Below are 18,771 nucleotides of genomic sequence, written 5' to 3' on the forward strand. Positions count from 1 at the left end.
CTGTGCAACCCATAAGCGGTTGAGCGTGTCACCACAACTGGGATGTAGTTGTGGGGCAGATGTTGCCCAGGGGACAACTCCACCGCCCAGCCCTGGCCTTGCGGGTCGAGCAGACGCACGACCGTGGACATTCCCGCCCCTCCGTGCGCTCCCAGCACGGCGAGTCCGTGTTTGGGAGCGGTCGGGGAGGCGGGAGTTCGACGCTTCATCACATCCCCCTAGTGACTTGCAGAATACGGAACTTCACTGAGAGGCTAACATGAGTTACGTCTAAAGCCTACTTATAAAAGTTGGGATCGATGAGCCCAAAGCCCCCCGGAGTCTTCCGGCCCTCCGTGCTCGCAGACCTGCGGCAACGGGCCCAACTCAGCCGCACAGAACTGGCGTTGCTCGCCGGGGTCAGCCCCGAGACCGTGCGCGCGGCCGAGACCGGGAAGCACTGCCCCTCGGCCCGGGTGCTCCGCGCCCTGGCCGAGGCCCTGGCCGTCCCCGTCGACCGGCTCAGTCCGGTCGGGAAGGCGACGCCGACGCTCAAGCAGCTACGGCGCCGTACCGGACAGACGCAGAAGCAGACCGCCGAGGCCATCGGCGTAAGCGGCCAGATGGTCAGCCGAGTTGAAGCCGGGGTGTACGGGGTGCGCGACCCCGTTCGATGGGCAGCCGGCTACCAGGTCAGCCCCGCAGAGTGGACAGCCGCGTGGGAGGCCGGCAAGCAAGCACGGCGCAAGGAGATCAAGGCAGGGAAGCACGGACGAAGGGGAGGGACCGCGTGTCAACCAAGCTCGCAGCCGGGGCCGTCGCAGGAGTCGCGGGGCTGATACTGGCGAGCGTGATCGGTACCGCGGCCGTCGGGGGTACGTCCGCCTCGGCCGCCAACACGACCGGCATCAAGGCCGGGAAGGTCCCCGCGGACTTCCTCCCATGGGTGATGAAGGCCGGCGCCCTGTGCGACGGCGAGTCGCCCGCGCTCATCGCCGCCCAGATCTCCCAAGAGTCCAACTTCAACGCCGCCGCCGTGGGGCCGGAGACCAGTTCCGGCACGGCAAAGGGTGCGGCCCAGTTCGTTGATGCCTCATGGGGGACGTGGGGACGCGACGACGACGGCAGCGGTACCGCCTCCCCCTACGACATAGGCGACGCGGTGATGGCCCAGGGCCGATACATGTGCGCCCTCGTCAAGCGAGCCAAGGACAGCGGATACCCGGGCGGCGCCATATCCCTGGCCCTGGCCGGCTACAACGCCGGGTGGGGACGCGTCGACCAGTACCAGGGAGTGCCGCCGGAGTCGTTCGCCGGGGGCCAGACCTACAACTACGTGCGCGACATCATCGCCAAGGCCGCCGAGTGGGTGGACGACGTGCCGGCCGTCGCGGGCACCGGCTCCGGCGCCGACGCCGCCAGGAAGGCCGCCACGTACCTAGGGACACCGTACGTCTACGGAGGCGGAACCCCCGAAGGGCCGTCGACCGGCTTCTGTTCCGGCAACACCGGGTACCTGAACGGGGTCTGCTTCGCGGCGAGTCACCAGGGATTCGACTGCTCCAGCCTGACGGAAAACGCGTGGTGGTCGACAACTCACCTTCCCCGCACCGCCGCCGACCAGTACACCGCGACCGCCTCACACCCCGTCAGCATGGACTCGCTGCAAGTCGGAGACCTCATTTTCTGGTCCCACACCGGCAGCGGCAGCGACGCGTACCACGTCGCCATGTACTACGGAGACGGCAAGATCATCGAGGCCCCCAGAACCGGCAAGAGCGTGCAGATAGTCAAGCTCTACCGATCAGGTGGGTTGGTCGGCGCCACCCGACCCGCTTAGCGTGCACACGCTAAACACCTCTGGCAGAGGTGCCACCTCTGTTATATATGGTGCCTGAGCAGGGAAGAGGCCCCACGCCCCGCAGGGTGTAGGGCCTCAGCCGTAAAGGGAAGACGTTGATCAGGCTGCCGAGCTGTCCACGTACACCGCCGGCTCGCCCGGGGCGTTCAACGCCTCGGCCAGCGTCGCCCAGTCGTCCACCAGCGGAGGCAGGATTGCCCAGCCGCCCACTGGCACCACGACCGGCGCCCCGTCCGCTTCGTTCGCGCCCGCCGTTGCCCCGGCCGCGCTGTCGCCTACGCTCATGACAGATCCTCCGTAAGGGATCGAGGCCCAGGAGCCAGCGCCCACCGCCGCCCAGGGCCGAACTGTGAGGGGTCGGGTACCAGCCCGGCCCCTCTCTTGTTGCTGTCGACTCTAACACCTCTGTTTCATCTAACAGAGGTGTTAGAGTGAGCATGTCTTACGGAGGTGCCACAGGCGCCGGATGTGGGACATCTGCCACCTCTGCTAGCTACCGTGTTGCTGGCGGAGGTGCCGTATCTGCCGTATCCGACAGTTCAAACAGAGGTGCCACCTACGGCAGATGAAACAGAGGTGGCACAGGCGGCACATCAGACAGAGGTAAGGGAGGTGGCAAAGATGCAGGCAGCAGCCCGGCCCGAGATGACACGGATCGTCGCCATCTGCAATCAGAAGGGTGGCGTGGGGAAGACGACGACCACCATCAACCTGGCGGCCACGCTCGGAGAGCACGGCCGCCGGGTGTGCATGGTCGACTGTGACCCGCAGAAGTCGGCATCCTCGGCGTGGGCCCGGCAGGCCATCAAGCGGGGGAAGGATCTCCCGTTTGACTACACGTACGAGGTCGAGCGGGACAAGCTCCAGAAGCTCCGCAAGCGCGGGTATGACGATGTCCTCGTGGACACGCCCGGGTCGCTGGAGAACGAGGAGCTACAGCGCTGGATCATCGAGGAACTGGCCGACGAGCACATTGTTCCGATGGAGGCCGCGTATCTCTCGTTCGACCCCACGGAGAAGTTCCTCAAGGCGTACGTCCTGGAGACCGGCAAGCCGTACCGGCTGCTGATGTCACGAACCCACCCCAGCAAGCCGGGCCGGGTCGATGAGACCAAGGCGTGGGCCTCCAAGAGGGGGTTCGCTCACTTCACGACGTACGTGCGCACGTACGACGCGCACGAGGCGGCGCCGGCGGCCGGGTTGGTGGTCACCCAGTACACCCGGGCCAACAGCGGCCGTTTCTTCGAGAACGCAATGAACGACTTCAAGGGCGTTGCCCTTGAGTACCTGAGCAAGACGGGGGCGTAAGCGACCATGGCCCGGGTCAACCTGGACGAGACCGACAGCCCGGACGAGCTGGACGAGCCGGAAGCGACGAGCGGCAGGAAGCCGCCGACGCCCCCGGAGACCGAGAAGCCGGAGGCGAAGAAGACGCCGGCCGCCGCGCCCGTGCCCCGTGGGCAGGTCGCGGGCAAGGAGAAGCTACAGCCGTACATCACCAAGGCCGTGGCCGAGGCGGCCCGGGATGCCGTGGTGTGGACGACACCGCATGAAGGCGGCTACCAGTCGCTATCCGAGCTGATCGAAGACGCGATCAAGGAGAAGGTGGCGAAGCTCCAACGCAAATACAACGACGGAGAACCCTTCCCGCCGAGGCCCCGGAAGGAGATCAGGACCGGACGCCCGCCGAGGAGGTAACACCTCTGCCAGAGGTGCGGCATGTGCCACCTCTGGCACCCCTGCCACAGGGAAACGACCCGGCCCCAGGAACGCCCAACCTTCCAAGAAGCGCGCTCCCAGGGCCACCCGCACAGGAGAGGACCCCCATGCAGTACCACCAGGGTAGAGCCACGGAAGTGGACGAGGCACCCGCCGATCCCGCCACGCCGAGGATCGAACTCACCCGAACCCACCGGGTACTCATCGGTGTGGTGATCGCCGGGGCCGTCGTGATCGCGGCGATCGGCTTTGCCGGTTCCTACGCGGCAGTGCGCCAGCTCGCGCTACACAAAGGCTTCGGCTGGTTCGCCAACGTCTTTCCGGTCGGGATCGACGCCGGCATCGTCGTCCTCCTGGCCCTCGATCTGCTCTTGACGTGGCTCCGCATCCCGTTCCCGCTTCTGCGGCAGACGGCATGGCTGCTCACCGCTGCCACCATCGCGTTCAACGCGGCGTCCGCCACCGATCCTCTCGGCATCGGGATGCACGCGGTGATCCCGATCCTGTTTGTGGTCAGCGTCGAGGCCGCCCGCCACGCTGTCGGCCGGATTGCCGACATCACCGCCGACCGGCACATGGAGTCCGTGCGGATCGCACGGTGGCTACTCGCCCCGCTCCCCACCTTCCTTCTGTGGCGCCGGATGAAGCTGTGGGAGCTGAGGAGCTATGACGAGGTGGTCAGGCTCGAACAGGCCCGCATGGTGTACCGGGCCCGGCTCCACGCCAAGTTCGGCCGAGGGTGGCGACGCAAGGCGCCCGTGGAGTTGGTGATGCCGCTCAGGCTCGCGCGATACGGGGTCGCTCTTGACCCCGAACAGCTCACCGAACAGCTCGCCAAGGTGGACGCTCAGCCCATCCCGCCAGCGGCCGGTATCCACTCCAGCCAGACCGCGCGGCATGAAGTCGAGGCCGGATCTCCGATGAGTGGATACACCGACGAGTCGACGTATCCACTCACGGCCGGCGGACGGTTCCCGACGCCGGAGACCTCCGGAACCCCGCACCCGGCCGGAGACGCCGAGGGCGGCGAATCTCTGCAAGACGGCGCCGCATCGCCGTTGCCGTACCAGGTGGATACCTACAACGAGCCCGGGGCCGCCAGCCGAGAGGCCGTCATGGCCGACCGCTCCCGACAGCCGGCCGACACCATCCACGTCCGCATCCCTGCCCAGCAGGACACCGACGAGGACACCGACGAGGACGCGGACGAGGCCGAGGACGCCGAGGCCATCGACCTCACCACGATGCCCGGCGTCGAGGCCGTGCGGCTCGCGTACGAACGCCTCAGCCCCGAGGAGCGCAAGCAGTCGGACAGGCAGAAGGCTACAAAGATCGCGGATATGACGGGACTCGCGTACAACACCGTGCGCCGGTACCTATCCGACCTCCGCAAGGCCCAGCGCGACGAGGTATCCAGCGCGGCCCCCCACGTGGCACCTGTACCCGAGCCCGAGGGTGGATGGGCGATCCTTCCCCCGGACGGACGGGGCGAGGCAGGCGGTACCGCGACCAACCAAGATCCAGAAGTATCCACCGAGGAAGACGACCAGACCGAGGCGGCGACGATCACGCGCTAACAGGCCAAGGGAATGGATAAAACAGAGGTGCCACCTCCGCCGGAGGTGGCACCTCTGTTAGTTGTGGCACCTCCGATAGAGGTGTTTAGCGTGCACACGCTAACCGGCAGATCGCGGCCCGTGCGAGCCCTCGGCAACTCAAGAACGACTGTGGGGCCGACTCGGCAAGAGTCGGCCCCACAGTCGCGTAGAGGCGATCAGACCTCGAATCCTGCGGCGAAGCTGGTGAACGCCGCGAACTGGTCGGGTGTGATGAGGAGTGCGGGGCCCTTGGGGTCCTTGGAGTCCCTGACCGCGACGGAGCGGTACGAGGTAGCGCGGAGGTCCGCGACCTCGATGCACTGCTGTCCGCCGTCGCTGTAAGACGACTTGAACCAGGCGGCTCCGGTCAGGTCTTCTGCGGAAAGGTGTGCCGTACGGCCGTGCTCGGTCATTCGGGGATTTCCTCCATGATCTTCTTAATGGTCTCCCGTGATTGATCAACGGGAAGTGCAGCGGCGACGATCAGCTCAAATGCCGACTCGAACGCCTTGACTTCGTCGGTTCCCTCGACGAAGTAGCCGCCCCGGATGTTCTCCAGATTGATCACGGTCGGCCACGGCGTGGGGAACCGAACGACGTGGAAGGGGCCGACCATGCCGGGGTGTGCGGGTGCGGGCGGTGACATGACTTGGATGGTCACGTTGGGCAGTTCCGCCACGTCGAGCAGGTGTCGGAGCTGTTCGTGCATCAGCCGAGGGTATGCGGCTGACCGGTAGTGCAGTACGGATTCGTGGATGACGGCCCAGAGCTTGAGAGGACCGCTCGGCCTGTTGCCGTCGGTCAGGATCGCCTGACGCTTCTTGCGTACCTCAGCGAGCGCGGCCACGTCGTCCGGGGCGAGGTGCGGGGCGGTGCCGGCGATGGTCTCGCGCGCGTATCCACCGATCTGGAGGAGTCCGGGGATGAGGCCCTGGGCGTAGATGTGGGCGCTCTCTGCGTCCTCTTCCAACCCGATGTAGTCCTTGTACGCGTCGGGCGCCACTTCGCCGTACGTCGTCCACCAGCCGGTTTTGTTGGCGTCCTTCGCGAGCCCTTCGAGTGCAGCGATGACGGCGGGATCGGTGATGCCGTAGTGGGCCAGCAGCGGAGCCACGTCCTTGATGGGCATGTGGGCCCTGGCGTTCTCGATGCGGGATACCTTCGACGGGTCCCATTCCATGGCCTCCGCAGTCGCGTCGATGCTCAGGCCCGCTGCGTTGCGCATGCGGCGCAGGGCGCCACCGAGGCGCCGGCGGCGGACGGTCGGGACGAGGCGAACGGTTGCCATGGTCTCTTGCCCTTTCTTCGGGTCAACTCGGGTACGACTCGGGGTGACTGACCCCCTTTTCGGGGGTGCCGAGGTTCTTCACGGGTGCAGTGTGCCCGTCCTCGGGGCACTTGGTCCACGGGACTAATGTTCTAGTTTTGCGGAATTGGATTCCAAGGTTGCGGCCCATGCTTCCATGGGTGCATTCTGCCAGTGGCAGTGACTCAACGTCAGTTGGTCATCAACTAGGCGTGGTTGCACGCCTGTTCGGGTTGTGGTCGTTCCCCGTGCCCCTGGGGTGGCCACGCTCCCCCAGAGACCACATGCAGAGGCGATGCTGATGACGCCCGTCGCACGACCAGCCGCGACCGGTCACCCCGGCTACGACGTCACGAGAGACGCCGACCCGGAGAGTGTCGAAGAGGCGCGGCGGCTCGCGCGTCAGGCGATGTGTGCTTGGGGCTTGGACGAGCACGCGGAGACAGCGGCTCTCTTGATCTCCGAACTCGTCACCAACGCCATCAGGCACACACCCAGCCGCACCGTTCGCGTCATTGTCACCCGCCCCGCCCCCGGTTGGGTGCGGGTGGCGGCCGTCGACAAGGCGGCCGGCCGGTTGCCCCGCCTACGTGCCGTGGACGCCGATGCTGAGTCCGGCCGGGGCCTGCGCCTGGTGGACGCCTTTGCCGATCGCTGGGGCTACGACCTGTTGGGCTCCCACCCGCAACGCGGCCCGTGGGGCAAGAGCTGTTGGGCTGAGCTGTGTGTGGATGGTGCACGGCGACCGCGCGGGGAGGAGGGGACGTGCTGAAGTGCCCTCAAAAGCCCCGTGAGCCAGCTGTGGCGAGAGCCCAGATGGTCCACCGGTACCGCTGTGAGCACGAGATCACGGCACCAGACCGCGGCGAACCGATCCTGTTGGCCAACGAGTATCTGACCGGCACTCCTCACGCGGCCGCGTGCTGGTTGGTCAGCCGCGCGTACAGGATCGCCACATGGTTGTTGGACCCGGCCGCCGTCGCCCCGCTCGCGGAGGGCTTGGCACCGGCCTATGCCGAGGCCGTGGCCGCGCTGGAGACGGGGCGCGGGTACGGGCTGCACATCGAGACGCACGACGGGACGCACACGATTCGCGTGCTGCCGGCGCCGACCGTCGACCAGGAGCACGGCGAGGAACCCCATGGATGACCAGACCAACCAGCCGACCACCGAAGGCCGAGAGACCCTGCCCGCCGTCCTCGGCGGCTCGCCCGGGGCCGCCGTCGAGCAGGCCCGGACGCCGGCGCCCCCGTTCGCGGGTGATTTGGTGCGGACGATCCAGGAGGCCGGCACGGCGGTACGGGTCCTCTCCACGCTCAACCCGTCCAGCGACATCACGGTCAGCGCGCACACCGCGCTTGTGTGCGCGGGCAACACAACGGCTGACGCGCTGCAAGCCGCCGCCGACCTGGCCAGGGAGGCCCCCACACTGGAGATCCACGCCCTGGCTCTGGCCAAGGTCCCCGGACCGGTCGAAGGCACGTGGGAGTGGCACGTCACCCTGACGGTGAGCGCGCTCGACCCTCAGACCGGCGAGTACGGCGGCAGCACGCACCACGGCCGGCGGTGGTGACACGGTGACGAGCAAGACGTTCCGGTTCCGCGAGTACGGCGTCACCACGGACGAGACGGCGGCGCCGGCGTATCAGGCGGTGTGTGTGACCGGCGAGGAAGCCGATTGCGGCGCGGACTCCAAGGACCAGCCGGACGAGGAGGCGCTTACCCGATGGATGGCCGAGCACACCAGCAGCACCGGGCACAACCGCTTCCGGCGGGCCCGGTGGGAGTACGCCATGGTGGAGGCGGGATCATGGCAGTGATGACCTGAGCGGCGGCGGAGATGTTTCCGCCGCCGCTCTGCCCACGCCGCCCCGGCCCCTGCCTCCCCCGTCAGGGACCGGGGCGGCTGCATGCCCCTCCCCGGCCGCGGCCCCCTTCCGGCCGGGCAGCAGGATGCCCCCGGCGTCGACGCCGGGGGCATCCTGCGGTTGGGCCGAGCCGGAGGCTACGGCGCGACCCACTTCCAGGGGCGTTCGCCGTGGCGCCCCATCAGGCACGCCAACCGGTAGTCGGCCTGGCTGCGGGCGTGGTCGCTGGTGTCCGCGTGCCGGAGCGCGAACAGGGCGAGGCCCAGGCTGCGTATGTCCCTGATGAGGGCGTAGCCCTCCCAGGCCGTCACGTCGGTGCCGTAGGCGTCGCGGAACTCCTCCCAGTAGGAGGGCGGTTCGGCCAGGGTGTCGCTCTGGAAGGCGATGGTGGCCAGGTCCCATTGGCGCGGCCCGACCGCGACCCCTTCCAGGTCCACCAGGTAGGTGCCCTCAGCGGTCCGCATCGTGTTGTGCGGACTCGGATCGGCGTGGATCACGCACCACTCGTCCGGCCACGCCAGGGCCTCCCAGCGGGCGACGAGCTGTTCGGCGTGCCGGGTGAGCCACCGCCGGGAATCGGCGTCGGTCTGTGCCTCCCGGATGCGCTTGGGGTAGTCGGGCAGGGTGAAGCGGGGCAGCGCGAGGTGAGAGGGGACGCGGGTGGAGTGCAGCCGCCGCAGCGCGCGGGCGGTGTGTGCCGACTCGGCCGGTACCTGCTCACCGAGGTCTTCCCAGAAGGTCACCGGCCGTCCGGCGACCGTGACCGGATCGGGAACGAGCGGTTCGGCCGTGGGGATGCGGTGCGAACGCAGCCAGTCCGCCACCCGCAGCTCGCGCACGGCCACACCGTAGGTGCCCGGCGGGTGGATGCGGATCACCGTCCCGGTGCCGGCGGCGCGCAACATCAGGTTGTCGCGGAGCCGGATCGGTTCGATTGCGTCGGCGGGTAACTGCGCCTGCTGGCATGCCTGTTGGGCGAGGGCGACGATTTCGGAGGTCTGCACGGTGCGCGTCACTCCCCGGCGGTGGTGGCGAGGGTGGCGGCGATCTCGTCCAGGGCGAGGGAGTGCGCGCCCTTGACCAGGATCACCGCCTTGGGGGGCAAGGGGCCGTCGAGGAGCGGGAGCACGTGTTCCCGGCCGGTGACGTGGTCCACCACGCTCACGCCCGCCTCACGGGCGGCCGTGGCCATAGCGGCGGCGTTCGGGCCTCCCACAGTGATCAGGCGGCCGACGCCACGGGCCGCAGCGAGCGCGCCCATGTCGCGGTGGATCTCCTCGGCCCGCTCGCCGAGTTCCATCATCTCGCCCAGGACCGCGACCACGGGCCGCTCGCCGGCGAGGTGGGCGAGGCTGTCCAGGGCGGCCCGCGTCGCCTCCGGGGAGGCGTTGAACGCGTCGTTGACGAGGGTCACCCCGTCGGGCCGGTCGGTGACCTCCATACGGGCACCGGAGACGATCCGGGCCCCGTCCAGCCCCCGGGCCACCGTCTCGAAGGGCACCCCGGCGGTCAGGGCGAGCGCGGCGGCCGCCAGGGCGTTGGTGATGTGGTGGCCGCCGAACACGTCGGGGCTCACCGCCGCGGACTGGCCCCGGGCGTGCAGGGTGAAGGAGAGCCGTCCGGCGCCGTTCAGGGTGATGTCCTCGGCGCGTACGTCACAGTCCGGTGTGGTGCCGAAGAACAGCACCTCGGCGGCCGTCTTGTCGGCCATGGCCCGCACCAGCGGATCGTCACCGTTGAGGACCGCCACGCCGCCCTCGGCGGCCGGCGGGAGCGCGGCCACGATCTCGGCCTTGGCCTCGGCGATGCCCTCCCGGCTGCCGAACTCGCCCAGGTGGGCGGTCCCCACGTTCAGCACCGCACTGACACGGGGCCGCGCGATGCCGGTCAGGTAGGTGATGTGCCCCTTGCCCCGGGCGCCCATCTCCAGGACCAGGTACCGCGTGCCTTCCTCGGTGCGCAGCACGGTCGAGGGGAACCCGATCTCGTTGTTGAACGACTTGACGTTCGCGACGGTGGGCCCGTCGAGCTGGAGAACGTGCAGCAGCAGGTCTTTGGTACTGGTCTTCCCGGCCGAGCCGGTGAGCGCCAGGGTGAGGCCGGTGTACCGGTCGGCGACCGCGCGGGCGATGTCGCCGAGCGCGGCGGTCACGTCGGGAACCATGACGGCGGGCACCGTGACCGGCGAGGAGGCCAGCACGGCAACGGCACCGTCCGCGACGGCGGCCGAGGCGAAGGCGTGGCCATCGGTGCGGGTGCCGGGCAGGCAGGCGAACAGGCCGCCCGGGTGGACGGCGCGGCTGTCGAAGCTCAGCGGGCCCGACACGAGCGTGCCCGGGTCCGCGTCGGCCAGGCGGCCGCTGGTGGCGTCGGCGATCTCCTGCAAGGTCAGGGGAATCAACGGGTCTCCTCAGAGGGTGAAGGGGCGGGAGCGGGCAAGGGGGTGCCGTACGGCCTGGCCGCAGGGGCCCGGCCGTTCAGCGGAGATGGATCACGGGTGCAGGGCGGGGAAGGTGATGGCCCGTCCGGTGTAGGAGGCCGCGAGGCGGCCCAGCGGCACCCGATCGTGTTCCTGGCCCCACCCGGACGGGTCGCGGATGAAGACCTCCGGCCCGGCCGGCCCTGCGCCCGGGTCGGTGTAGCCGTGGACGATGACGAGGTGACCACCGCGGCGGCCGTCGTCGGGGAACTTCTCGGTGACGGAGACGATCAGCGGTGCGGCCGTCAGCCGGTCGAGGAGTTCGCCGGCCGGCACCGGTTCCGCGCGGCCCGGGACGCCGAGCTGTTCGGCGATCCCGGCGAGACCGGCATGCAGCCAGCCCCGTTCGGTGAGCGCCCCGTGGGCGACGCCGAGCCGCAGCAGTTCCGTCACGGTCGGCGCCGGCTTGCCGTAGGCGAGCAGGATCATCCGCAGATCGGCCATGCCACAGGCCCGGTTGGACCACTCGATTCGGTCCCCGAGTTCGGCGCCCCCCTCTCGCTCCCACTCCTGCGGGGCGATGAGCTGGCGGCACATCGGGACGGGGTGCAGGCACGGCATGCGGGCAGACTCCTAGCGCTCGCTCACCGCAGCGGTGAGCAGCGGATCGGGGCTCAAGGGCACATCGTATGGGCGCCGGGTGACCGCCTCACGCAGGACGGCCCGCACGGTGTCGGCGTGGCTGATCCCGACGAGTTCGGCGCCGGCGGCGAAGTTCGAGCCCACCGACATACCCGGGGTGGGGTTGACCTCCAGCGCGAAGGCGTTCCCGCCGGGGTCAACCATGAAATCCACCCGGGCCATGCCCCGGCAGTCCAGCCGTTCCCACAGCGTGCGCGCGTGGGCGGTCAGCGTCGTGACCGTCTGCGCGGGCAGGTCTGCGGCGCACACCGATACCGTGCCCTGCCCGGCCGCGTCGAGCTTGGATTCCGCGTCGTACCACTGCCCGCCGCGGACCTCGGTCGCCAGCGGCGGGAAGACGAGCACCCCGCCGGGCAGCTCCAGCAGGCCGACCGTCACCGCCGTGCCCGTGATGATCTCTTCCACCAAGACCCGGGGGACCGGGGACGGGTCTGTCTCCGCGGCCTCCGCGAGGGCGCGGGCGAAGTCGTCCGGGTCGTCCACCAGGCTCATGCCGACGCTGGACCCGCCGAGCGGCGGTTTGACCATGACCGGGCCGTGCCAGTCGAGGGCCGGCCCGCCCGTCCACTCCCGCCATTGCGGGGTGGGCACGCCCAGCCCGCGCATGTACTCCTTGCACAGGATCTTGTCGGCGGCCAGCGCGCACGCCGGCACGCCGCTGCCGCAGCACGGCACGCGCAGGTAGTCGAGGAGCCCTTGCAGGCGGCCGTCCTCCCCGAACGGGCCATGCAAGTTGGGCAGCACCACATCCACCCCGGGCCCGGCCAGGTGCGCCACGAACCCGGGCGCGCACGGGTCCAACACCCGCACCTCGGCGCCCAGAGCGGCCAGGGCCTCCCGCAGCGCGGTCACGGACAGCTGATCCACGGGGCTCTTGGCCAGGTACAGCCGATCCTCGGCCGACAGCCCCCCGTACGCCACCACCACCCCCAGGCCGAGGGTGCTCCACTCGCGCAGACCGGTGATCTCCCGGCCCACCGTGTTCCGGTCGCCGGCGTCGATGAACGTCGTGGTCACAGCAACTCCAGCTCTCCGCGGAAGGACTGGGCGACGGGGCCGCCGACCCAGTAGGACCCGGGCCGCTCGCCGTTGGGGGTGACGGTCAGCGGCGTTCCGGCCCGGTTGTGCACGGTCACCGGTCCCTCGGCGATCACCCCGTGGCGGGCGGCGATGATCGCGGCGGCCACCGCCCCGGAGCCGCACGACAGCGTTTCGGCCTCCACGCCGCGCTCATAGGTGCGGATGCGCACCGCGTGCGGGTCCACCGGGTGGACGAAGTTCACGTTCGTCCCGACCGGTGCGAGTTCGGGGTGATGGCGGACGAGGAGGCCGAGCTGTTCGACGTCCACGGCGTCCACGTCGTCCACCAGGGCGACCACGTGTTCGGTGCCGGTGTGTACGGCGTCGAAGCACAGCCGGGCATCCTGCCAGGAGGTTTCCACCCGTCCCGGCGCCACCTCCCCGGCCTCGGCAGTGACCGACACGTGCCCGTTCTGCACGATCGCCTCATGACGGACGCCGGCCATCATCAGCGTCATGGCGGTGAACCCGTGGGCACCGGCCGCAGCCCAGGCGACGCAGCGCAGCGCGTTGCCGCACATGGACGCCAACGAGCCGTCCGCGTTGATGCAGATCACTTCCAGCACGGGGGCCGGGTCCTTGTCCACCAGCGTGCTCAGGACCAGGCCGTCAGCGCCGACGCCGGTACGCCGCGCGCACAGCCGGGGCGCCTCAGCGCGCCAGTCCCGGGACGGGCCGGGATCGGTGAGCAACACGAAGTCGTTCCCGGCTCCGTGAATCTTCACGAACTCCATGACAGGGCCTCTCTTCCATGGCGGTTGCGGGGGTCAGGGCACGCCGAAGCCACGAACGGGCTGTTCACGGGGTGGAGTGGGCGCGGCGGCCGGTTGTCCACGCTGACGGACCTGACGCCGCGTCGGAAGCGTCCGCCCTGTTGCTCCGCGTTGCGGTCACGAGCAACAAGGAGCAACACCGCGGCGGCTACCGCCCCCGAGTCGCCGCCGTTACAGTGCGCTGACCGCCCGTGTTCGGAGATGCACACAGCGGAGGTGTGATGGCCCACAAACGCCGTCCCCCGGCCGGCAGCCGCCACCGCGGCTACCTCCTGACCCGGGCCCGGAAGGCACGCGACTGGAGCCAGACGGAGTTAGCCAGCCGTATACGCGTCCGCAGCCGCGAGCACGGCCGCCCGATCCAGACCGGCCGCGACGGTGTCTGTCACTGGGAACACGACCGCGAACCGGACCACCCCACCCAACTCGTCATCGCCGATGTGCTCGGTATTCCACCTACAGCGGTCGATGAGCGACCATGGCCTGAGTGGTTGTCCGAGGACCCCGCCCAGCGGCCAACTCCCCGGCCCTGGACGCTTCTCGGTGCCTCCCAGTCCCTCACCGAACTCGCAAGGGGTGCCATGGGCGTCACGCGGCGGGAACTCGTTCTGATCTCCGGCGGCACCCTGACCGCCGCCCTGTTGAACTGGCTCACGGCCGATCCGGTGGCCGCCGGGCAGCTCACCACCGGCCAGCGCATCGGCGAGGCGGGGGTGGCCAAGATCGAGGCCCGCGCGCAGATGCTCCGCGAGACCGACGACGAAGACGGCGGCGGGACTGTTCTCGCCGAGGCGTCCAGCGCCCTGGCCCTGGTCAACGGCATCATCCACCACCGGAGCTACAGCGACGCGCACCGCGCCCGCCTGTTCGCGGCGGCCGCCGACCTTGCCCGCCAGCGCGCCGCCGCCCTGTTCGACACCCGCGGCGACTGCGCCGACGACACGTTCATGACCGCCCTGCGCGCGGCCCGCGTCGCCCAGGACGACGCCCTCGGCGCCAACGTCCTGTCGTTCTGGTGCGTCTCCGCCTACAACACCGGCCGCCTCCACGACGCCGAGCACATGGCCACCGCCGCACTCGCCGCCGTCCGCAGCCGTACCAGCCCCCGCGTCGAGGCGATGATGCACAGCCGGCGCGGACGCGCCCGCGCCCACCTCGGCGACGCCCGGTGCTGGGACGACTTCGACCGCGCGGAAACCCTGCTGACCCGGGCCGACGAGCAGCAGGACCAGGCCCCGCAGTGGGCGTACTGGTTCGACCGCGCGGAGATCCTGGGCGCCCGCGCCTCCAGCCACCGCGACATGGGCCAGCACGACCGCGCCGAGGCCGCGTTCGTCCAGGCCGACGAACTGTTCGGCCCCACCACCGTCCGCACCCACGCCGTCTACCTGTGCCGGATGGCTGACGCCCAGTACGCCCAGGGCGAGCTAGAGCGCGCCTGTTCCACGGCCGGCACCGCGCTGGACCTCACCGAGACCATCAGCTCACACCGCACCACCGCGCCCCTGCTCGATCTCGCCGCCCGGCTCAGCACCCACCGCACCACCCCGGCCGCACGCGACTTCATCGACCGCGCACACACGGTGCTCGCCGCCTGACCGCAACCCGGCCCCGTGAACGCCGTTGCCCCGCCCGCGAGTTGGCCGGACGGGGCAACGTCATGCCGGACGGTGTTACGCGCCCTTGGGGGGCCGGACGGTGGTCACCGTGATCACGGGCGGTTCCGTGGCGGGGCTCACCATGTAGGTGACCGCCAGCGCGCCGAGCAGGCCCGTACGGTCGTCCTCCGCCCCGGCCGTACGCGCCAGGGTCGGCCCGCCGTACGGATCGGCGGCCAGTGTCTCCAGGTCTTCCAGGAGCGTGCCTAGGGTCGTGCCGGCGAGGAGCGCGCGCAGGGCCTCCCGCGACAGGGCACCGGGGGCGATGTTCGCCAGCCGCTCCGCGCCGTCCAGCTCGCGCAGGGCCTCGCGGGCAGCGTCCGTGAAGACCACCCGATAGCGGCTCACAGCATCCCGGCCAGCGCGGGGAACACGTCGCCGATCTCATGCGTGGCCGCGGTCCCGGACCGGACGGCGCCGGCCGCCGCATCCGCGCCCGCGTCGGTGGTCGTCTGTGCGACCGCCCCCCACTGTGCGACCAGCGCGAACAGATCCTCGGGGGCCGCGTCGTCCAAGGCCCGTTGGAAGCGGTCGCGCAGCTCAGGCGGCAGTGCGCGGCGAATCGTGCCGACCGTACGGGGCCGGTCGATCGGCCCCGAGTGGCCGAGGGGTTCAGCGGACATTCTGCGACCTCCGGTTTCGGGCCCCACCAGACTACGCGGGCAGCCTCGGCAGCGTCAGGCCCTCCGGCGCGGCACCCGGGCCGTCACCCCTCCCGGCCGCCCGGCGGCCACCAGGTCGCCAGGAACGCGGCCAGGGCCTCCCTCTGGCGGGTTTCCTCGGCCAGCACCTCACGCAGTCGCTCGCGGTCGATGTGGGGCCGGACCGCCGCCATGACCAGGCGCCGCAGGTCGGCCGGCTCCAGCGCCTCCACCTCCCATTGCACCGGGCGGGCCGGATCGAGCCCGTGCCGCTCGGCGAAGGCCGGCCACCGCGGATCGGTGCTCTTGCCCACCGCCGGCGGAAGTTCGTACCGGTTCACCTGATCAACGGTCAGCGCCACCCGCTCCACCGTCGCCCAGCAGCCCGCCGTACGGTCCACCCAGTCCCGTTCGATCGATTCCCCGGACGCGTCCAGGTCGCCGACGTACAGCAACCGGGCCGGCCGGGGATCAAGGGCCGCGCGCTCCTTCACCAGCGCGGCGTACGACTCGGAGGCGAATCCGCGCACCACCAGGACGGGGATGCCCAACGGCCCGAGCCAGCCGGAGAGTTGCACCCTCAGCGTGTCCTTTTCCGCGCAGACCCACAGGGCTTCCGCCTGGCCGGCCGTGCGGTCGAGGCGGAAGAGGTCGGGCACCGCTGCCAGCAGCTCGCCCACGTCCGCGTACGCCGGCGGTTGGTGGATCTCCCGTAGCGCGTCCACCAGGTCCGGGAACCGTCCCTCCCGGCGAGCCCGCGCCAGGTGGGAGGAGAGGCGCCGGTACATCGAGGCCCGGTTGGGCAGCGCTCCCGCCGAGATCAGCCGGTACCAGCACTGGCGGAGCGTGACCTCACCGCCGTACTCGGCGACCACGGCCCGAGCCCGTTCCTCCACCTCCGACCAGCGCACCCGCATACCGGTACATGTACCCGTCGAGGCCCGCTAAGCCGGGATGGGGCGGCCGACGTCGACCAGGAGCCCGGCCGGGACGCCGTCGCGCATCCACTCCCGGGCCAGTTCCGAGGCCATGCCCACGGCCCCGTACAGCAGCGGCCCGGCCCGGTCGCCCATCGTGCGGGCCGCGTACTCGGCATCGACGGGCAGGCCCAGGTAGGCCCGTCCGGGCGTTGGCCAGGTGAGATCCCGGGCCCGGCCGTCGGCGCCGGCGCACCAGGCGTGTTCGACGGCCCACGCGACATCCCAGGCCAGGCCCTCGACATAGGCGAACTCGCCCGACGAGGCCCAGGCCCAGGAGACCGATTCGACGTAGCACCGGCCCGGTTCCCCGGGCGGAGGCCCGTCTTCGGGCCAGGGGGCCGGGACGAACAGCCGGCCGTGGGCCAGCAGCAGCGCGGCGAGGCCGGAGTGAGCCCAACCCGGCCGCGCGGGTGTCGTATCGGCCTGCCATCGCAGGTGGCCGATGAGTTCGGCTTCCGCCTCGGCGTGCGCGGCCGCGCCCTCGGCGCCGCTGGTCTGAGTCACGCGCCCCACCGTACGGGCCCGGGTCACAGTCGCGAAGGCGCACGGCGACGCCCGCCGGGAACCGCGACCTACACGGTCGTACGGCCGTTCTCCGTACAACGAGATGTTCGGGGAAAGGCAGCGGGACGGATCGCCTTAGCGTGCACACGCTAAGGCGTCCCGGAAACGATCGGTTTCGGGACGCCGGCCAGGTGGCGCCGGAACTCGCCGATATTCGTCCCGAAACCCGTCCCGAAACCTCGGCCGCCGCCCGGGAATCGGGATACGTTATCGGGACGACGTGGAAGCGGAGAAAGCGACCAATGACGGAAGAATCGGGAAAATCTGACGAACTGGCGCGGGCCGAGTTGATCGAGCGTCAGCCCTGCCCGCGATGCGAGGTGCCGGCCGGCTCGCCGTGCCGGACCCATACCGGGCTTGTCGCCTCGGTCTACCACACCGGCCGGTACGCGGGACTCCCCAAACTCCGGTCCGGTCCGGCGGTCCGGATGTCCGCCGCCCGCCGCCCGGGACAGCCGTGGCAGCCCGGACCGGCCCCGGAGATCACGGAGGCTGTGGCCGAGCGGCCCGGCGACCGCATCGGGTACGCGAGGGCCAGCCGACGCGGCCAAGACCTCACGGCCCAGATGACCGCGCTCAGCGCGGCCGGGTGCGTGCGGATCTTTGACGAGGTGATCAGCACCCGGCAGCCGACCCGGCCCAAGTACGTACAAGCCCGCGACTCCCTCCGGACGAACGACATCCTCACCGTCCAGCGCCTAGACCGCCTCGGCCGCAACATGGTCGAACTGATCGTGTCGGCCCAGGACATCCAGCACCTCGGGAACCGGCTGGAGATCCTGAGCGGACCTCTCGCCGGCGTCTACGATCCCCAGGGCCCCGGGAAGATCCTGTTCGTGGTGGTGGCGGTGTTCGCTGAGATCGAGCGCGAGTTCATCCACGAGCGGACCATGGACGGACTGGAGACCGCCCACGCGAAGGGCCGCCGAGGCGGCCGCCCCCGAGCGGTCAGCGCCGATCAGCTCGCCGCAGCACTCGCCCGCCGGGACCGCGAAGAGCCCGTGCCCGCCATCGCCGCAGCACTCGGCATCAAGCGGTCGACCCTGTATCGCGCCCTAGACGAGCACGACCAGGCCACAGCCATGGCAGCGCTCAAGGCTCCACAGCCCTAGCACCCCGCCCCCTAGCCCCGCGCACGGGAAGAGGCCCGCACGTGAGTGCGGGCCTCTTCCCGTGGTCTTTGGGCCCCCGCCCCCTCCCGGGGGTTTGTGTACGGCAAGCCGAAAGACCCACGCTCGCCAGACGAGCGGGCGGAACGGAGCCCGGGAGGCTTCCCTTCCATCCAGGAGAACGAGCGGACGGCCCCGGCGTCACGCGCTCGCGGGCGGCCGGCTCGCCACCGTGGTGGTGCGCGGGCCGACGTGTCCCGAGTCGGATGCTCGAGGAACGCCGGCACCGCATCGGCGCCAGCTCGCCGCCGCCGGACAGCCGGCGAGCCTCGTGCATCTCTCCCGTTGGTTCGGCGGCCGCGGGTGTGTGGGTGGTGATGTGGGGGCTCTGCCCCCACGCCCCCGGCCACCTTCCAGAGGGGCCCCCTGTTTTTCGGGTGCGGGTCGGTGGGTGGTGGACGTGGTGGGTCGCGGGGTGTCCCTCCGGATGGACGGCACCGGAGGCCAGCACACC

Annotated in this window: 23 protein-coding genes; 11 read left to right on the forward strand and 12 right to left on the reverse strand. The window is 70.4% G+C overall.

The genetic code is table 11. The features are described from left to right. Positions 1–299 precede the first annotated feature (299 nt). Positions 300–818 (forward strand): helix-turn-helix transcriptional regulator, encoded by a 519-nt coding sequence (locus tag ACZ7M2_RS51010; RefSeq protein WP_360274322.1) that lies wholly within the window; start codon positions 300–302, stop codon positions 816–818. Beyond that, entirely contained in the window at positions 770–1,819 is a 1,050-nt protein-coding gene (locus ACZ7M2_RS51015) for a C40 family peptidase (protein WP_471601142.1), read from the forward strand. Before ACZ7M2_RS51010 ends, ACZ7M2_RS51015 begins: the two co-directional genes overlap by 49 nt. 120 nt (positions 1,820–1,939) lie before the next feature. Here the strand turns inward: ACZ7M2_RS51015 and ACZ7M2_RS51020 are convergent, their stop codons facing one another. After that, positions 1,940–2,125: a hypothetical protein gene (locus tag ACZ7M2_RS51020; RefSeq protein WP_331720758.1), complete on the reverse strand. Its 186-nt coding sequence runs from the start codon at positions 2,123–2,125 to the stop codon at positions 1,940–1,942. A gap of 213 nt (positions 2,126–2,338) precedes the next feature. Here ACZ7M2_RS51020 and ACZ7M2_RS51025 point away from each other — a divergent pair, with 213 nt between their 5' ends. The 3 genes from ACZ7M2_RS51025 (at position 2,339) to ACZ7M2_RS51035 (ending at position 5,136) form a co-directional block, all read left to right on the forward strand. Beyond that, complete coding sequence (locus ACZ7M2_RS51025) at positions 2,339–3,148, forward strand: AAA family ATPase (protein WP_360274316.1); 810 nt, start codon at positions 2,339–2,341, stop codon at positions 3,146–3,148. Between the two features lie 6 nt (positions 3,149–3,154). After that, complete coding sequence (locus ACZ7M2_RS51030) at positions 3,155–3,538, forward strand: hypothetical protein (protein ID WP_471601143.1); 384 nt, start codon at positions 3,155–3,157, stop codon at positions 3,536–3,538. Positions 3,539–3,666: 128 nt separating this feature from the next. Beyond that, complete coding sequence (locus ACZ7M2_RS51035; protein ID WP_471601144.1) at positions 3,667–5,136, forward strand: DUF2637 domain-containing protein; 1,470 nt, start codon at positions 3,667–3,669, stop codon at positions 5,134–5,136. Between the two features lie 197 nt (positions 5,137–5,333). Here ACZ7M2_RS51035 and ACZ7M2_RS51040 read toward each other — a convergent pair whose 3' ends face one another. Further along, entirely contained in the window at positions 5,334–5,570 is a 237-nt protein-coding gene (locus ACZ7M2_RS51040; protein ID WP_471601145.1) for a DUF397 domain-containing protein, read from the reverse strand. After that, positions 5,567–6,445: a helix-turn-helix domain-containing protein gene (locus ACZ7M2_RS51045; RefSeq protein WP_471601146.1), complete on the reverse strand. Its 879-nt coding sequence runs from the start codon at positions 6,443–6,445 to the stop codon at positions 5,567–5,569. The genes ACZ7M2_RS51040 and ACZ7M2_RS51045 overlap by 4 nt, the downstream gene beginning before the upstream one ends. Positions 6,446–6,764: 319 nt before the next feature. Here ACZ7M2_RS51045 and ACZ7M2_RS51050 point away from each other — a divergent pair, with 319 nt between their 5' ends. Genes ACZ7M2_RS51050 through ACZ7M2_RS51065 form a run of 4 tightly spaced genes read left to right on the forward strand, consistent with a single transcriptional unit; the run spans position 6,765 to position 8,283 of the window. Continuing rightward, positions 6,765–7,235: an ATP-binding protein gene (locus ACZ7M2_RS51050; protein ID WP_471601147.1), complete on the forward strand. Its 471-nt coding sequence runs from the start codon at positions 6,765–6,767 to the stop codon at positions 7,233–7,235. A gap of 29 nt (positions 7,236–7,264) precedes the next feature. Further along, positions 7,265–7,612, forward strand: a complete 348-nt coding sequence (locus tag ACZ7M2_RS51055; protein WP_471601148.1) for a hypothetical protein — start codon at positions 7,265–7,267, stop codon at positions 7,610–7,612. After that, positions 7,605–8,036, forward strand: a complete 432-nt coding sequence (locus tag ACZ7M2_RS51060; protein WP_471601149.1) for a hypothetical protein — start codon at positions 7,605–7,607, stop codon at positions 8,034–8,036. Before ACZ7M2_RS51055 ends, ACZ7M2_RS51060 begins: the two co-directional genes overlap by 8 nt. Before the next feature lie 4 nt (positions 8,037–8,040). Continuing rightward, complete coding sequence (locus ACZ7M2_RS51065; protein WP_471601150.1) at positions 8,041–8,283, forward strand: DUF7848 domain-containing protein; 243 nt, start codon at positions 8,041–8,043, stop codon at positions 8,281–8,283. Positions 8,284–8,468: 185 nt separating this feature from the next. Here ACZ7M2_RS51065 and ACZ7M2_RS51070 read toward each other — a convergent pair whose 3' ends face one another. From ACZ7M2_RS51070 to dapF, 5 genes are all read right to left on the reverse strand, one after another. Beyond that, positions 8,469–9,335 (reverse strand): phosphotransferase enzyme family protein, encoded by an 867-nt coding sequence (locus ACZ7M2_RS51070; RefSeq protein WP_471601151.1) that lies wholly within the window; start codon positions 9,333–9,335, stop codon positions 8,469–8,471. An 8-nt stretch (positions 9,336–9,343) separates the two neighbouring features. Continuing rightward, positions 9,344–10,732 carry a UDP-N-acetylmuramoyl-tripeptide--D-alanyl-D-alanine ligase gene (locus ACZ7M2_RS51075; RefSeq protein ID WP_471601152.1) on the reverse strand — a complete coding sequence of 463 codons (1,389 nt, stop codon included), beginning with the start codon at positions 10,730–10,732 and terminating at the stop codon, positions 9,344–9,346. Positions 10,733–10,822: 90 nt separating this feature from the next. Beyond that, positions 10,823–11,371 carry a cysteine peptidase family C39 domain-containing protein gene (locus ACZ7M2_RS51080; protein ID WP_471601153.1) on the reverse strand — a complete coding sequence of 183 codons (549 nt, stop codon included), beginning with the start codon at positions 11,369–11,371 and terminating at the stop codon, positions 10,823–10,825. A gap of 12 nt (positions 11,372–11,383) precedes the next feature. Next, entirely contained in the window at positions 11,384–12,469 is a 1,086-nt protein-coding gene (locus ACZ7M2_RS51085) for a D-alanine--D-alanine ligase family protein (protein WP_471601154.1), read from the reverse strand. Then, a complete protein-coding gene (gene dapF, locus ACZ7M2_RS51090; protein WP_471601155.1) occupies positions 12,466–13,266 on the reverse strand; it encodes a diaminopimelate epimerase in 801 nt (266 codons plus the stop codon). The genes ACZ7M2_RS51085 and dapF overlap by 4 nt, the downstream gene beginning before the upstream one ends. Before the next feature lie 260 nt (positions 13,267–13,526). On the opposite strand from dapF, the gene ACZ7M2_RS51095 reads away from it, so the two are divergent. Continuing rightward, the gene (locus ACZ7M2_RS51095) at positions 13,527–14,903 is read left to right on the forward strand and encodes a transcriptional regulator (protein ID WP_471601156.1); all 1,377 of its coding nucleotides are present in this window, start codon (positions 13,527–13,529) and stop codon (positions 14,901–14,903) included. Between the two features lie 75 nt (positions 14,904–14,978). Here the strand turns inward: ACZ7M2_RS51095 and ACZ7M2_RS51100 are convergent, their stop codons facing one another. The 4 genes from ACZ7M2_RS51100 to ACZ7M2_RS51115 form a co-directional block, all read right to left on the reverse strand. Next, complete coding sequence (locus ACZ7M2_RS51100; protein ID WP_471601157.1) at positions 14,979–15,311, reverse strand: hypothetical protein; 333 nt, start codon at positions 15,309–15,311, stop codon at positions 14,979–14,981. Further along, the gene (locus ACZ7M2_RS51105; protein WP_331720771.1) at positions 15,308–15,586 is read right to left on the reverse strand and encodes a hypothetical protein; all 279 of its coding nucleotides are present in this window, start codon (positions 15,584–15,586) and stop codon (positions 15,308–15,310) included. Before ACZ7M2_RS51105 ends, ACZ7M2_RS51100 begins: the two co-directional genes overlap by 4 nt. Before the next feature lie 83 nt (positions 15,587–15,669). Continuing rightward, complete coding sequence (locus ACZ7M2_RS51110; protein ID WP_471601158.1) at positions 15,670–16,521, reverse strand: hypothetical protein; 852 nt, start codon at positions 16,519–16,521, stop codon at positions 15,670–15,672. A gap of 27 nt (positions 16,522–16,548) precedes the next feature. Beyond that, on the reverse strand, positions 16,549–17,088 hold the full coding sequence (locus ACZ7M2_RS51115; protein ID WP_471601159.1) for a hypothetical protein: 540 nt from the start codon (positions 17,086–17,088) through the stop codon (positions 16,549–16,551). A 302-nt stretch (positions 17,089–17,390) separates the two neighbouring features. Here ACZ7M2_RS51115 and ACZ7M2_RS51120 point away from each other — a divergent pair, with 302 nt between their 5' ends. After that, positions 17,391–18,260 carry a recombinase family protein gene (locus ACZ7M2_RS51120; protein WP_471601160.1) on the forward strand — a complete coding sequence of 290 codons (870 nt, stop codon included), beginning with the start codon at positions 17,391–17,393 and terminating at the stop codon, positions 18,258–18,260. The last annotated feature ends 511 nt before the right edge of the window (positions 18,261–18,771 follow it).

The organism is Streptomyces sp. NPDC111507, assembly GCF_055638955.1.